General features: G+C 50.1%; 20 protein-coding genes. 17 read left to right on the top strand and 3 right to left on the bottom strand.

Annotation, left to right across the window (positions count from 1 at the left end; genetic code table 11):
- The 9 genes from C4N22_RS05460 (at window position 1) to C4N22_RS12860 (ending at window position 5,489) form a co-directional block, all read left to right on the top strand.
- Complete coding sequence (locus C4N22_RS05460) at window positions 1-1,128, top strand: cysteine desulfurase family protein (RefSeq protein ID WP_112148256.1); 1,128 nt, start codon at window positions 1-3, stop codon at window positions 1,126-1,128.
- Between the two features lie 10 nt (window positions 1,129-1,138).
- The gene (locus tag C4N22_RS05465; RefSeq protein ID WP_347476096.1) at window positions 1,139-2,116 is read left to right on the top strand and encodes a helix-turn-helix transcriptional regulator; all 978 of its coding nucleotides are present in this window, start codon (window positions 1,139-1,141) and stop codon (window positions 2,114-2,116) included.
- A 224-nt stretch (window positions 2,117-2,340) separates the two neighbouring features.
- Window positions 2,341-2,841, top strand: a complete 501-nt coding sequence (locus C4N22_RS05470; RefSeq protein ID WP_112148257.1) for a hypothetical protein — start codon at window positions 2,341-2,343, stop codon at window positions 2,839-2,841.
- A gap of 87 nt (window positions 2,842-2,928) precedes the next feature.
- On the top strand, window positions 2,929-3,084 hold the full coding sequence (locus tag C4N22_RS12855) for a hypothetical protein (protein WP_181567172.1): 156 nt from the start codon (window positions 2,929-2,931) through the stop codon (window positions 3,082-3,084).
- A gap of 478 nt (window positions 3,085-3,562) precedes the next feature.
- Window positions 3,563-3,829, top strand: a complete 267-nt coding sequence (locus C4N22_RS05480; protein WP_112148259.1) for a hypothetical protein — start codon at window positions 3,563-3,565, stop codon at window positions 3,827-3,829.
- Window positions 3,830-3,832: 3 nt separating this feature from the next.
- Entirely contained in the window at window positions 3,833-4,162 is a 330-nt protein-coding gene (locus C4N22_RS05485) for a plasmid mobilization protein (protein WP_112148260.1), read from the top strand.
- Window positions 4,163-4,374: 212 nt separating this feature from the next.
- Window positions 4,375-4,686 (top strand): replication initiator protein A, encoded by a 312-nt coding sequence (locus tag C4N22_RS05490; protein ID WP_242980955.1) that lies wholly within the window; start codon window positions 4,375-4,377, stop codon window positions 4,684-4,686.
- Between the two features lie 82 nt (window positions 4,687-4,768).
- On the top strand, window positions 4,769-5,170 hold the full coding sequence (locus C4N22_RS05495; RefSeq protein WP_112148262.1) for a cysteine-rich VLP protein: 402 nt from the start codon (window positions 4,769-4,771) through the stop codon (window positions 5,168-5,170).
- Between the two features lie 142 nt (window positions 5,171-5,312).
- The gene (locus tag C4N22_RS12860; protein WP_181567173.1) at window positions 5,313-5,489 is read left to right on the top strand and encodes a hypothetical protein; all 177 of its coding nucleotides are present in this window, start codon (window positions 5,313-5,315) and stop codon (window positions 5,487-5,489) included.
- 81 nt (window positions 5,490-5,570) lie between these two features.
- Here C4N22_RS12860 and C4N22_RS05500 read toward each other — a convergent pair whose 3' ends face one another.
- Window positions 5,571-6,086, bottom strand: coding sequence for a helix-turn-helix domain-containing protein (locus C4N22_RS05500; RefSeq protein ID WP_112148263.1), 516 nt, complete (start codon window positions 6,084-6,086; stop codon window positions 5,571-5,573).
- A complete protein-coding gene (locus tag C4N22_RS05505) occupies window positions 6,071-6,403 on the bottom strand; it encodes a sigma-70 family RNA polymerase sigma factor (RefSeq protein WP_242980956.1) in 333 nt (110 codons plus the stop codon). Before C4N22_RS05505 ends, C4N22_RS05500 begins: the two co-directional genes overlap by 16 nt.
- Before the next feature lie 177 nt (window positions 6,404-6,580).
- Here C4N22_RS05505 and C4N22_RS05510 point away from each other — a divergent pair, with 177 nt between their 5' ends.
- From C4N22_RS05510 to C4N22_RS05545, 8 genes are all read left to right on the top strand, one after another.
- Window positions 6,581-6,742, top strand: a complete 162-nt coding sequence (locus tag C4N22_RS05510; protein ID WP_112148265.1) for an HFLK protein — start codon at window positions 6,581-6,583, stop codon at window positions 6,740-6,742.
- 114 nt (window positions 6,743-6,856) lie between these two features.
- Window positions 6,857-7,384: an isochorismatase family protein gene (locus C4N22_RS05515; RefSeq protein ID WP_112148266.1), complete on the top strand. Its 528-nt coding sequence runs from the start codon at window positions 6,857-6,859 to the stop codon at window positions 7,382-7,384.
- Window positions 7,385-7,394: 10 nt separating this feature from the next.
- The gene (locus C4N22_RS05520) at window positions 7,395-7,913 is read left to right on the top strand and encodes an O-acetyl-ADP-ribose deacetylase (protein WP_112148267.1); all 519 of its coding nucleotides are present in this window, start codon (window positions 7,395-7,397) and stop codon (window positions 7,911-7,913) included.
- Window positions 7,914-7,931: 18 nt separating this feature from the next.
- Window positions 7,932-9,014 (top strand): hypothetical protein, encoded by a 1,083-nt coding sequence (locus C4N22_RS05525; protein WP_112148268.1) that lies wholly within the window; start codon window positions 7,932-7,934, stop codon window positions 9,012-9,014.
- 14 nt (window positions 9,015-9,028) lie between these two features.
- A complete protein-coding gene (sfsA, locus tag C4N22_RS05530; RefSeq protein WP_112148269.1) occupies window positions 9,029-9,694 on the top strand; it encodes a DNA/RNA nuclease SfsA in 666 nt (221 codons plus the stop codon).
- 110 nt (window positions 9,695-9,804) lie between these two features.
- Window positions 9,805-10,182 carry a desulfoferrodoxin family protein gene (locus C4N22_RS05535; RefSeq protein ID WP_112148270.1) on the top strand — a complete coding sequence of 126 codons (378 nt, stop codon included), beginning with the start codon at window positions 9,805-9,807 and terminating at the stop codon, window positions 10,180-10,182.
- 600 nt (window positions 10,183-10,782) lie between these two features.
- Window positions 10,783-11,244 carry a DUF523 domain-containing protein gene (locus tag C4N22_RS05540; protein ID WP_005932409.1) on the top strand — a complete coding sequence of 154 codons (462 nt, stop codon included), beginning with the start codon at window positions 10,783-10,785 and terminating at the stop codon, window positions 11,242-11,244.
- Window positions 11,229-12,005 carry an HAD hydrolase family protein gene (locus C4N22_RS05545; protein ID WP_112148271.1) on the top strand — a complete coding sequence of 259 codons (777 nt, stop codon included), beginning with the start codon at window positions 11,229-11,231 and terminating at the stop codon, window positions 12,003-12,005. The genes C4N22_RS05540 and C4N22_RS05545 overlap by 16 nt, the downstream gene beginning before the upstream one ends.
- Before the next feature lie 242 nt (window positions 12,006-12,247).
- On the opposite strand, the gene C4N22_RS05550 is transcribed toward C4N22_RS05545, so the two are convergent.
- The gene (locus C4N22_RS05550; RefSeq protein WP_112148272.1) at window positions 12,248-12,490 is read right to left on the bottom strand and encodes a helix-turn-helix domain-containing protein; all 243 of its coding nucleotides are present in this window, start codon (window positions 12,488-12,490) and stop codon (window positions 12,248-12,250) included.
- Window positions 12,491-12,657 lie beyond the last annotated feature (167 nt).

Raw genomic sequence — 12,657 nt, forward strand, 5'->3', positions numbered from 1 at the left:
ATGAAGCAATTTATCTATGCCGATAATGCGGCCACAACAAGACTGAACAAAGAAGCTTTCAACGCGATGATCCCGTGGCTGACCGATGAGTATGGTAATGCTTCACAGCCATATGCATTTGCGCGAAAACCAAAAAAAGCACTTGCTGAATCACGAAAAATGATTGCCAAGTGCATCAACGCTCTCCCGGAGGAGATTTACTTCACCTCTGGGGGAACGGAAAGTGACAATTGGGCTATAAAAGGATCTGCATCTTCGGACCCAGATAAACTTGCAACTATTACTTCGGCAATAGAACATCATGCTCTCTTAAATGCTTGCGCATCAATAGAACGGCAGGGTTATCCTGTAACTTACTTATCCCCTGATTCGGAAGGAATGATGGATCCGGAACAGCTAAGCGCCGCAATTACCGATAGAACAAGGCTTGTTTCTATCATGTTCTCAAACAATGAGATAGGAACGATCGAGCCGATTGCAGAATTGGCTCGGATCGCCCATTCCCATGGTGCAATTTTTCATACTGATGCGGTTCAAGCAATTGCGCATACTCCCATAGATGTGAAGGCAATGGGTATTGATATGCTCTCAGCATCAGCACACAAATTTAATGGTCCTAAAGGTATTGGATTTCTTTATGTCCGAAAAGGCGTTGAATTGAGGCCTCTTAACGATGGCGGTGCTCAAGAATTCGGAATGCGTGCCGGTACTGAAAATGTTGCTTCTATCGTGGGTATGGCAAAAGCACTTGAAATCAGCTGCTCCGCTTTGAATGAAAATGCTGAGCATATACTAAAACTTGAAAATGCCCTGCTTGAACGCTTAAAGGAATCAGGGCTCGATTTTGTGAGAAACGGTGCCCGGAATCACATTCCTGGGAATATCAGCGTGTCATTCAAAGATGCAGACGGAGAAGCAATTCTTCATCGTTTGGACCTGATGGGAATATGTGTATCGACTGGTTCTGCATGCGATAGTGTTAGTACGCAAATTTCCCATGTCTTAAAGGCAATCAAACTGAAAGATAATTATGCTAGGGGAACGATTCGGATTTCATTTGGCAAAGAAAACACTTTTGAAGAAGCGAATATAATTGCAGAATCTTTGATTAGAATTCTGAAAAAATGAAAGGAAAAATATGGATATAGACGCAAAGCTCAGACCTTTATTTCTTCTTCAAATTCTAAAAGAGCGTACAGATGAAGACAACTATCTGACCACCACTCAGCTTTGTGATATCTTAAAGCGGGAGTATGGTCTTGATACCCATCGCACAACGCTAAAAAGTGACATCGAAGTTCTGCAGCGGGCTGGTTACTCTATCGATGAACGCCGGTCTACACAGAACCAGTATCGCTTTATTGAGAGGGAGTTTGAAGTCGCAGAGCTGAAAACGATAATTGATGCTGTTGCATCATCGAAGTTTATTGCAGAAGGAAAAAGCAATGAACTTATCAAAAAACTCACATCCCTTGCTGGCAGCCACAAAGCGAGAGAGCTGAAGAGAAATGTGATCGTAGATGGGCGAGGCAAGATTGAGAACAAGCAAATACTATACATTATTGACGCAATAAATGATGCAATTAACCAGCGAAAAAAGATTTCCTTCCAAAAGATTGAGTATAACATTAAGAAAGAACGAGTCCTACACCATGGTGGAGAGCGATATACATTTAGTCCATACTCACTTGTATGGGATGGAGATAACTATTATGTTGTAGGCTATTCTGACAAGTACCAGACTATTGGCAGTCATAGAGTAGATCGAATTGCAGCATGCCCATGCATCTTGGACGAATCAGCAGTTCCGCAACCGGTTGGCTTTGATGTGAGTAAATATATTAAAACGACATTCAGAATGTACAATGCTCCTCGTGCTGAAGTTGAGTTGCTTTGCGATAACAGCGTAATGGATGCAATTATAGACCGATTCGGTCCAGATGTTCAAACCTATGCCGGGGATCTTCAAAACTTCCGCGTGATCGAGGAAATTGCTGTGGGAAAAGTCTTTTTCAACTGGATATTTGGTTTTGAAGGGAAAGTACGAATCAAGGGTCCTGAAAGCGTTAAAAAGCAATACAGGGAAATGGTGATGTCGGCAATGAACTTGGTATGATGAATGGTTAAAAGTATAAATAGGTAAGGAGTTTTCTGCACGGTTTGACATATCTTTCCGGTCAGGAATAGGGCTTGGGATTATCCCAAAACCGCCGCGTGTCCGGACAGCGGCTGTGCTTGCTATTCTCTCAAATCTCAGTTTTCTTCGTTCTCACACCGCTCTTTCTCTCCGCCGAAATCTGTGCTATACTGTGAGAAAATCGGTGGAAGGAGGGCTTTCTTATGGCACTCAAACGGGTATTTGCCGGGTTTTATACGCGGTACGACGGAAAGCCTATTTTCGTTGTCCGGGTGCTGAAGGACATCGACACAGGCGAGTCCATCGTGGTCTGCAAGGACGCCAGCTTTGCCAAAGAAGACAACGAGCATTACTACCTCATCCGGTACACCTCCTTCTGCGAGCAGGTCGAAGTCGATAGTGTGCTGCGGGATAAATACGTCCGTCAAACCCGGCACGAGATCGACGAAGGCACCGTCCGCGAAGTGTATGAAGACGGCTTTCCGGAGCCCAAAAGCAAGCCCTTCACTTATGTTGATGACGAGTACGCGGAGCGCGCCATCCGTTGCAGCAGAACCTACTATGAATACGCTAAGGACATCTGCGAAAACTACCGGATGGATCTGCGGCGATACAAACTCATCCGGGAACGGAAGCAGTACATCGGCGTATCCAACCGCGAGGCATATCAGGCCATGTGCGAGGATCTTGCGTTTGCCCAGTAGTTGCTCAAAACGGTGCTCAATGACTACGCCGATCTCTTCCGGAAACGTTTCTCCGAGGGGCTGTCCATCCGCAAAGCAGCAGATGCCATGCAGCAGAATCGCGGCGTGATCGAGCGGCGGCAGGCCGCACTCTATCGGGCGTTTGCACAGCTTTTGCAGCAGCGGGACGAGGCAGACGGTGTCTGTCGGCTGATGCAAAAAACTGAATACGATCAAAGAGATATAGAGGATTTGCTCGAATAATTGATGCAAATTCAAGCGCTTGTCGTAGTGGCAGGCGCTTCTTTTTTTGCCCTTGTTATGACAGAACCGTGACATGCCGCATCATTTTGTCCGTTGGAAAGTAGAAAGGGCAATTTGAAGCAATGCACAGAGATTGTTTCGCCGTCTCCGAAACTTCTTCGAGAAATCTGGGACAAAACCGGTCTCTGATTCTCTTAGCTAAGTAGAGGGGGAATCAGGAGCAAGAAAAGTTTTTTGAAAGGGGGTGCCAAGTTTTTGAGGAAAAATGTCCGTTAAAAGGTAGAGAGGAAAACGTCCGTGAGACAAAATCGTGACACTCTGATTTATTTTGTCCGTTGGTTATATAGAAGGGGAAAATAATTTTCTCTCGACCCCTGTTTTTCTCTTGAAAATTGTCCGTTGTAAAGTGAAAGGCAAACAGCTTCGCTTCCAAGCCGCCCTTCAAACAAAGTTTTTCAAAATTGAAAGGAGAAACATTATGATCACTTACCACAACCGTACCCACATGACCGCTGTCCCCACAGAACTGCTGCAAGACACGCACCTTTCTGTTGAGGCAAAAGGCTTCGCCGCAATCCTCTACGCCATTGGCGATGAAGGCGTTGAGTTGTCGGAGCTGGCCTGTCAGCTGAACATGCCGGAGGAAAGGATTTCCGTTGTTTTAACAGAACTTTCCGACACGGATTACCTGCAAATCCGGAAGGAAGGCGATGATGAGTTCTGTCTGGAACTGAGGGGGAAGTAATACATGCCGGATCGCACGCGACCCATCCGCAAGGAAATCTGCCTCAACGAGCAGGAGCTGAATCTCATCCAGCACAAAATGCGCCAGTTGGGGACGCACAACTTCGGGGCGTATGCCCGGAAGATGCTGATCGATGGCTACATCATCAAGGTCGATTACACCGAGCAGAAAAAGTTAGCTGCCGCCGTCAGCCGTGCCGCCTCAAATATCAACCAGATCTGCCGTCGCATCAACAGCACCGGGCGCTGCTATGAAGACGATGTTGCCGAGCTGAAAGCACGGCAGGCCGAAATCTGGGAGCTGTTGAAGATACGGCAAAAGGACGAGCTTTGACCACAACGGGATTTTCCATGTGTGGGTTTTCCGTCACCGGTTTTCCGGACGGTGGACAAGCTGACGCTCCGGAGCGTACCGCAACCGGATTTCAGGACGACGGTTTTCGTGCCCTCCATCGGGGCTGAAATTCATCTTCTAACTAATAAGAAATAAATCAAGATACAAGAGAATCAATCTATCAATCAATCAACACAAAAATGGATGGATTGATGGATGGGATAGGAGGTCAGATGAAAACTTTTTGCAAGCTCACGACGCAGAGCCCGGCGGCGTCCTATGTGCCGCTTCCAAGGTTCCTTCTCCAAGATGAAGCCCTGCGGGGCATCAGCAACGACGCGAAGGTACTCTATGCGCTGCTGCTGGACAGAGCCAGCATCTCCCGACAGAACGGCTACGTCGAGCCGGACGGCACGATTCGGCTGTACTTCACCTTGGAACAGGCGCAGACGAAGCTCCACCGCAGCCGCCAGAGCGCCACGCGGATCTTCCGGGAACTGGAGTACAGCGACTTGATTATCTGAAAAAAGCAGGGGCTGGGCAAACCCGCCCTCATCACGCTGAACTACCCAGCGGACGCAAAACTCATCGCAAAAGAGGGTGAAGATGTACAAGCTTGACCCCATCGAGCGGCTGCCGGATGGCACGCTCTTTCGTCTGACGCCGGGGCAGATCCGCAGCGTGCGCGGTCTTACAAAACGCTGCTGCAACTTCTTGGATGGCGACTGCCTGCTGTTGGACGGCGTCTGTCCGCAACACATCTCTCGAAGCCTACTTTGCCGGTGGTTTCGCCGCGCCGTGCTGCCCCAGCAGCCGAAGCTGGAACAGGCCATCCTCAGCCCCAAGAAGCTCCGCCGCTGCGAAGTCTGCGGCACGGGTATCCTCGCCCGCTCCGGCAGGGCAAAATACTGCCCCGCCTGCGCCAAGGAGGTTCACCGCCGGCAGAAGGCGAAATCCGCCCGCAAACGCCGCTCGGGCGTAGACAATTCAGGGTCGAAAAGCCCTTGAATTGCAAGCATTCCCGCACCACCAAAGCCTCGCGGCAATACGATTTTCCTCGCAGCCGCGAAATCGAGTTCTATTTGTCTACATAGCAGCCGGAACACACGCATAGATTGAAGCAGAAAACGCTCTGGAAAGGAGGGCAGCCATGGAAGTATTTCTGATCTTCCCGAAATCAAAGCAGGCGCAGCAGGAGCTTGGGCAGGAGCTGGCGAAGTTCCAGTCCGAGCAGGCGCTGAAATCCATCCAAAAGCTGCCCTGTTCCACGGAGCAGAAGCTGGAACTGGTGGACGCCGCCGTGAAACACCTGAAAGCGGAGCAATAATACATAGCAAACGAGCAGACCGGCCTCAATAGCCGGTCTGCTCGTTTACTGCTATGGTTATGTCTGTTTGAAATACTTCTCCTATGTGGATTTGAAAATCTGCACGCTTCCCTGTTCCCATCGCTTGAACTTTTGCAGCGGGACGCCAAGCTGCGCTGCATATGCCTTCTGCGTCAAGCCGAGCCGCTGGCGTATGGCCTTGATCTGCGCTCCCTGACCCCGCAGCAGAAACAGGTTATAGTCATCCAGCAAATCCTCCAGCGGCACTTCAAACAACTCCGCCAGCTTCTCCATATGCTCCTTCGGATAAAAGTCCCGCCCTGCCTCTTCGTAATGGATGTAGGTACTGCGGTCAATACCCGCATAGTCTGCCGCGTCACGCTGACGAAGTCCTTTTTGATAGCGATACCACCGCAGCTTGTCCGCAATTTCCGTGATCTCGGATGCGTCCGAAAACCGCAGATTGAACTTCTCGGCATCCAAAACCTTATGTGGAAGGACGACCGGGAACTTGAGAATTTGAAGCGGCGCAACTTTTAACGTACCTGCAACATTCGCAGCCAATACATAGCTGCGGACTTTCAAGCGGCAGAACATAGACCATTTTGCCCCAAAAGGTTCATGGTTTTCCACCTCAATCGCCGATTGTTCTGCTGCGATAGTATAGCATTTTCAATGCAGCGGCTGGCGTAAGTAGAAAACCTTGCCCGGCGGGTGGAGTCAAAGGTGTCCACGGCTTTCATCAGGCCAATGGTACCGATGGAGATGAGATCCTCCTGATCGCAAGGCTGGGCGTAATATTTTTTGGTGATGTGAGCCACCAGGCGCAGATTGTGCCGGATGAGTTTTTCCCGGGCGGTAGAGTCACCTGCCCGCAGGGCGGCAAATGTTTCGATTTCTTCTTTAGCGGTCAATGGCCGTGGGAAGCTTCCGGCCTCCAGGTGAAGGGCCAGAAGCAGAAATTTTGAGGCAAAAAATTGCAGCAGCGGGAAAATCATAGCAACACCCCCTTGTTGCTACTGTATGAGGTGGACAGGTGGATTTGAACAGGAAAAACATGTTTTCCACTGAAAAATAATTGCCGGAATGACATGACGGCGTTCAACCGCAACTTCGGCGGCTCGTCCGGCGGCGGTGGTGGCGGCGAAAACCACAACAACAATGGCGGTGGCGGCGGGGACGGCAGCGGGTGCGGCTGCCTGATCGCTATTGCAGTGGTCGTGGTGCTGATCCTGATCGTCTTGGGTGGCTGAATCAATCCCTGCAGGTGAAACACAGGTTTTCCCTGTGGGGATTTTTTGAATCCGCTTGTAGAAAGAAACGGTCTATGGTAGAATGAAACCAAAGAAAAACAGGAGGGCTTACACATGGTTTTACTGGTTGTGGATACACAGAAAGGTATCGTGGATGAACGCCTGTATGCGTTTGAAAAGTTTGTCAGCAACATCAGGGAATTGATCCGGACTGCCCGCGAACAGGGAATCGAGGTCGTCTATGTCCAGCATGACGATGGGCCCGGCACCGGTTTCTCCATCGGGGACGATGAATTTGAGGTCTATTCCGAATTTGCACCGCTGCTGACTGAAAAACGGTTCGTCAAGACCGTATGCAATGCGTTCAAAAAAGAAAGCGGTCTGCTGGAATATCTGACGGAAAAGGGCGAAAAAGATGTGATGGTCTGCGGCATCATGACGGACTTCTGCATCAATGCAACGGTGGAGGCAGGCTTTGAGCATGGCCTGCACATGATCGTTCCTGCCTATGCAAATTCCACGCAGGACAACGAGTACATGACGGGGGAGCAGAGCTACCACTATTACAATGAATTCCTCTGGCCGGACCGCTATGCCGATTGTGTGCCCATGGACAAGGCGCTGGAGCTGCTCAAAAAGTGAGGAGTTTACAATGATTTCCGAAAAAGTCGAAAATCAGATTCAAGTGGTGCAGGGTGACATTACTAAACTGGACTGTGACGGCATCGTGAATGCGGCCAATCGGAGTCTGCTGGGTGGCGGCGGTGTGGATGGTGCCATCCACCGGGCAGCAGGGCCGGAACTGCTGGCGGAGTGCCGCACGCTGCACGGCTGCCGCACCGGAGAAGCAAAAATCACTAAGGGCTACCGGTTGAGAGCAAAGTATATCATTCATACAGTGGGGCCGATTTATTCCGGCACAGCAGAGGATGCCGCGCAGCTGGCGGACTGCTACCGCAATTCGCTGGACCTTGCCAAAGAGTATGAACTCCATAGCATTGCGTTCCCGGCAATTTCGACCGGCGTGTATGGCTACCCGCTGGAAGATGCCACGGAGATTGCAGTCAAAACAGTGGCACAGTGGCTGGAAGATCACGCGGATTACGCCATGCAGGTGATTTTCTGCTGCTTCGATGCCCGGACGGAGCGGGTGTATCAGGCAAGGCTGTAACCGGAAGAGGTGTGAGAGATGGGCTTTTTCAAAAAGCTGTTTACAGGGATCGGTTTTGCGGCAGGATTTCTGTTCTTCGGATGCTTGTCAGTGATTGTGTATGCGTCCCGTGGACGGCATAAACCCTGCCATCGGCGCAGCAGCTTTTGGAACACACTGGAGCGCTACCTGATTTTTTCGTGGATCTGTGATGGTGTGCGCAGCAGCCGGAAACGAGCGGAAAAGTCCTATTATCAGCGCACCGGCAGCGATTTCTGGCAGACGCAGACACGGGTTCGACCGGAAAGTGTTAAAAATGCTGTTCCTGCGGTGAAAACACCAAGGCCGGAGGCAAAAAGCACGAGCACAGGTGTAACGCGGTCGGTAAAACCAAAGAGAACGGAGCGTCCTTCTGCGGCACAGAAAGCATCGGCAGCACAAAACAGTGCCCCAAACGCGTCGGTGCCGACTGTACTAGGGCAAAACGTTTCGGAGGCTGACGCAGAAAAGCACAGCGAATGGTCAAAGCCTAAGCCAGAGCCCAAGCAGGAGCATGCTGCGCAACAGTCAGAAGCCAAAGAAGTACATCAAAAGTCCGCACAGCAATTGGAAGCAGAACGGCAGCAGAAACTGGAAACTCTGCGCACTGCGATGCAGAAACAAATTTGCACCATCCATGCAGATGTAGAACTCCCGGCCAACGGTCAGAATGACAGTGAAGCGGTGGAGCAGAAACTGCATATCCTGCTGTATAAATCCACACTGCCTGAGAATGACCTGAATCAAGCGCTGGATGAGCTTCGGACGGAGCGCAGACGGCAAAAGGCAGAGTATCAGGGGGCACCGTTTGCGGATGTGTTTCTGGTGAACCTGATTTTATCCGATGAGGACAGTGAACGGGCCTGCATCGTGGATGTGGGGGATACGGGCATGAGCTATGTCATTCCATGGAGCAGCATCCCGAAAGACCTGCAGGAATCGCTGCACCGCTACGTATCGGAAGCGGAAGGAAAACTCTGCGGCTACTGCAAGGAAGAACTCTGCAACAGTGAAAGCGGCAGGATGGTCGTGGAACTGTATCTTGGTAAACAGGATGGGCATGGCTCCCGAATTCTGTACTGAAAATGGAGTAAAGATTGAAATACAGAGAAATCGCAGACGGCATTTTTGTTGACCGTCCCAACCGCTTTATTGCCCATGTGGAAGTGAATGGAGCAGTGGAAACCGTCCATGTCAAGAACACCGGGCGGTGCAGGGAACTGTTGCTGCCCGGCACGGCGGTTCGGCTGGAAGTGTCGGATAACCCGAAACGCAAAACAAAATACGACCTTGTGGCGGTACACAAGCAGGGCCTCGGCTGGGTCAATATGGACAGTCAGGCACCCAATAAGGTGGTAGGGGAGTGGCTTGCAAAACAGGGCTACGACGATATCAGGCCGGAATTCACCTATGGGAAGTCCCGCATTGACTTTTACATGGAAAAGGGTGAGCAAAAGTATCTGTTGGAGGTCAAGGGATGCACGCTGGAAGTGGATGGCATTGGCTACTTCCCGGATGCACCTACCGAGCGCGGCGTGAAGCACCTGCACGAGCTGGCACAGGCACAACAGAAGCGATATCAATGCGCAGTGGCTTTCGTGATTCAGATGGAAGGCATCACCGAGGTGCGGCCAAATGTCAGCACACAGCCGGAGTTTGGTACGGCACTGGCCGAAGCAAAGGCCGTAGGTGTGCAAGTGCTGTTTTTGCTCTGCCATGTAGGGAGGGATAGTCTGGAAATCGTGGAGCAGAGGGAAGGGTGAAGACGGCAGAAAAACGCTTTGCGTGATTCAGTCACAGAAATCATAAATAGGAAATGTTATCATATAGACACAAGAAACACACCGATAACATTCCAATGGAGGATTTCGATATGAAGGCAAAGTTTTACATCTGCAATCACTGTGGCAACCTCGTCACTACCATCCATAACGCAGGCGTTCCGCTGGTCTGCTGCGGGGAGAAGATGAAAGAGCTGGTTCCCAATACGGTGGAAGCCAGCGGCGAGAAGCATCTGCCGGTGGCAGAGCTTTCCGGCAGTCGTCTCACGGTCACAGTGGGCGCGGTGGAGCACCCCATGGCGGATGTTCACTATATTCAGTGGATTTTTGTGGAGACTGAGAACGGCGGGCAGATCCGCTATCTGAATCCGGGGCAGGCTCCCAACGTGGGGTTTGAACTGGGAAGTGAAAAGCCGGTGGCTGTTTACGCATACTGCAACCTGCATGGGCTCTGGATGACGAAACTCTGATACAATCAATGCAAACGGGGAGTGATTTGATGTCACTCCCTGTTTTTTGATGAGAACTTTATGCGGTTCTTTTGGTTCGGAACTGTGTATAAATGGGATGGATAAAATGAGCAGGCACACTCTATGCGTTTGTTAAACGCTGACAGCGTTTAATTTTTTGTGTGGAATCGTGAAAATGAGACCTGTGAAAAACGTAGAAAATTTGATATGGTTGCGCTGCAAACTAAGACATATTGATGTTTTTGAAACGAGTTTATAGTGAAATATGTGTAATTCGAGTGCAGATATTCATTCTTGTGAGTTTGTTGTGTGAATTTGTCACGTTCCGCCGCAAAAAAGGACTTGACGGAAAAAATACTCTGTGGTAATTTATGAGCAAATTCGCTTTTGTGCAATAAAGTCTAATTTGAATCCGCATGCATTATCCTGGTATAACAACCATCTGAGGGAAAGACTGACGTTTCTTGCACAGGAATTAGAAAAGATTACGGCGGACCTCCCGGTATGGGGATAGGAAAAAGCAAAATCCTCTTTTTCAATGCCCAAAAGCGTGGTAGAATAGGGAAAGGATTCAGTATCTGAAAGACGGAGCGCGCAACAATGAAGATTCTGGTCAGCGCCTGCCTGCTGGGCGAAAACTGCAAATACAGCGGCGGAAACAATTACAATCAGGCGGTCTGTGATTTTGCGCGGGGGCATCAGGTGGTTCCGGTCTGCCCGGAGGTGCTGGGCGGCCTGCCCACACCGCGGTGCCCGGCGGAAATCGTGCAGGGCGTTGTCACGAACAAAGAGGGCATCAATGTGGACCGGGAGTTCCGGGCAGGTGCAGCCAAAGCCCTTGCCATCGCAAAAGAAAATGGGGTGGAGCTTGCCATCCTGCAATCCCGCAGTCCCAGCTGCGGCGTGAAGGAAATCTACGACGGAACGTTTTCCGGGACAAAGATTCCCGGACAGGGCGTTTTTGCCAAGATGCTGATGGACGAAGGTGTCCGTGTTCTGGATGCCGGGGAATTGCCTAAAATTATCTTGAAAAATGAGGACGGAAAATGTCAATCAAACTGATTTGCAGCGATATTGACGGTACACTGCTGCAATACGGAAAAAAGGAACTGGAAAGCGAGATCTTTGAGCAGATACGGGAGCTGCATCGGCGCGGCATTCTGTTTTGCCCGGCATCCGGTCGGCAGTATACCAGCCTGCGCAAGCTCTTTGCACCGGTGGCAGACTGTTGTGTGTTTCTCTGCGAAAACGGCGGTGTGATTTATAAGGACGAACAGTGCATCGCCAAGAATCCGATGCCGCGTGCATTGGCCGAAGAAATCGCCAACGACCTGTGGACCCGCAGCGACGGGCAGGGCGAAGTGATGCTCTCCGGTCAGAATACCGCCTACCTGATGGAGCGGGGTCTGGGAATGCGCAAGCGTATTCAGTTCATCGGGAACAATTATCAAATCATTCATGACCCTTCCGAGGTGCCGGAGGAGATCACAAAAGTATCGGTGTATCTGCACGAAGGCGTAGAATCTTACACGGAACGGTTTGTCCCACGATGGAAAGAGGCGAACTGCGCTGTGGCAGGGCCGTACTGGATCGACACCACCTTTGCCAACAAGGGCATCGGTGTGCGCAGCATCTGCAAGACTCTGGACATCGCCCTTGCCGATGTGATGGCTTTTGGCGACAATTATAACGATGTGTCGATGCTGGACATTGTGGGTGTGCCCTACATTATGGATGGTGCCGCCGCACCGCTGCGGGAAAAGTACCCGAACCATACACCCCGCCCAGAGGATGTGCTGCGGGAGTTCTTGAAGCAGAACTGAATTTTGCACGCATGTGTGCAAAATTCAAAATGATACGATATAAGGAAATATTTTGGTATGACAAAAGTGCTTTTTATCTGCCACGGCAATATCTTTGAAAATGCAAAATAATAACGATGGTGAATTGAAATTTTGTGTTTTGCGTGGCTTACTACACCACGATTACACCATTTTGTAAGAGCCTTGAATGACAATAAAACCGTTGATAGTCTTGCAGATTGCAGGCTGTCAGCGGTTTTTATTTATTGTAGTTCCTGATCTAAGTCATCAAAAAGCGTGCAGGAGAAAAATTGGCCAAGTGTGATCTCAAGACCGTCACATAACTTCTTAATAGTAGCAATGGAAATCCGCTGGCGAGCAGGGTCAAGCATACTGTAGACTGTGGACGGCGTGACCCCGGAAAGATTGGCCAGTTCGTTGGGCCGAATTCCTCGTTGATCGCAAAGCTGTTCGAAACGTTTAACAACAGCATCCTTTACCGTCATGCAGCATCACCTCTAATAAAATTGTATAGAGATGTGCGCACCCACGTATACGCACTTGCGTATAAAGCTGAAATGTTCTATCCTTTTGACAGTACGCAATCGCGTAATGAATCTGGAAGTGAGCGTTTCAAAAATAAAAAAGGTATCTTCCATAGTAATAATGGAAG

The organism is Faecalibacterium prausnitzii (assembly GCF_003287495.1).
Classification (GTDB): Bacteria; Bacillota; Clostridia; order Oscillospirales; family Ruminococcaceae; genus Faecalibacterium; species Faecalibacterium prausnitzii_I.

Excerpts from the sequence above, each read along its gene's own strand:
- C4N22_RS05460 (WP_112148256.1), top strand. The coding sequence starts at position 1 with ATGAAGCAATTTATCTATGCCGATAATGCGGCCACAACAAGACTGAAC.
- C4N22_RS05465 (WP_347476096.1), top strand. The coding sequence starts at position 1,139 with ATGGATATAGACGCAAAGCTCAGACCTTTATTTCTTCTTCAAATTCTA.
- C4N22_RS05470 (WP_112148257.1), top strand. The coding sequence starts at position 2,341 with ATGGCACTCAAACGGGTATTTGCCGGGTTTTATACGCGGTACGACGGA.
- C4N22_RS12855 (WP_181567172.1), top strand. The coding sequence starts at position 2,929 with ATGCAGCAGAATCGCGGCGTGATCGAGCGGCGGCAGGCCGCACTCTAT.
- C4N22_RS05480 (WP_112148259.1), top strand. The coding sequence starts at position 3,563 with ATGATCACTTACCACAACCGTACCCACATGACCGCTGTCCCCACAGAA.
- C4N22_RS05485 (WP_112148260.1), top strand. The coding sequence starts at position 3,833 with ATGCCGGATCGCACGCGACCCATCCGCAAGGAAATCTGCCTCAACGAG.
- C4N22_RS05490 (WP_242980955.1), top strand. The coding sequence starts at position 4,375 with ATGGATGGGATAGGAGGTCAGATGAAAACTTTTTGCAAGCTCACGACG.
- C4N22_RS05495 (WP_112148262.1), top strand. The coding sequence starts at position 4,769 with ATGTACAAGCTTGACCCCATCGAGCGGCTGCCGGATGGCACGCTCTTT.
- C4N22_RS12860 (WP_181567173.1), top strand. The coding sequence starts at position 5,313 with ATGGAAGTATTTCTGATCTTCCCGAAATCAAAGCAGGCGCAGCAGGAG.
- C4N22_RS05500 (WP_112148263.1), bottom strand. The coding sequence starts at position 6,086 with ATGTTCTGCCGCTTGAAAGTCCGCAGCTATGTATTGGCTGCGAATGTT.
- C4N22_RS05510 (WP_112148265.1), top strand. The coding sequence starts at position 6,581 with ATGACGGCGTTCAACCGCAACTTCGGCGGCTCGTCCGGCGGCGGTGGT.
- C4N22_RS05515 (WP_112148266.1), top strand. The coding sequence starts at position 6,857 with ATGGTTTTACTGGTTGTGGATACACAGAAAGGTATCGTGGATGAACGC.
- C4N22_RS05520 (WP_112148267.1), top strand. The coding sequence starts at position 7,395 with ATGATTTCCGAAAAAGTCGAAAATCAGATTCAAGTGGTGCAGGGTGAC.
- C4N22_RS05525 (WP_112148268.1), top strand. The coding sequence starts at position 7,932 with ATGGGCTTTTTCAAAAAGCTGTTTACAGGGATCGGTTTTGCGGCAGGA.
- C4N22_RS05535 (WP_112148270.1), top strand. The coding sequence starts at position 9,805 with ATGAAGGCAAAGTTTTACATCTGCAATCACTGTGGCAACCTCGTCACT.
- C4N22_RS05540 (WP_005932409.1), top strand. The coding sequence starts at position 10,783 with ATGAAGATTCTGGTCAGCGCCTGCCTGCTGGGCGAAAACTGCAAATAC.
- C4N22_RS05545 (WP_112148271.1), top strand. The coding sequence starts at position 11,229 with ATGTCAATCAAACTGATTTGCAGCGATATTGACGGTACACTGCTGCAA.
- C4N22_RS05550 (WP_112148272.1), bottom strand. The coding sequence starts at position 12,490 with ATGACGGTAAAGGATGCTGTTGTTAAACGTTTCGAACAGCTTTGCGAT.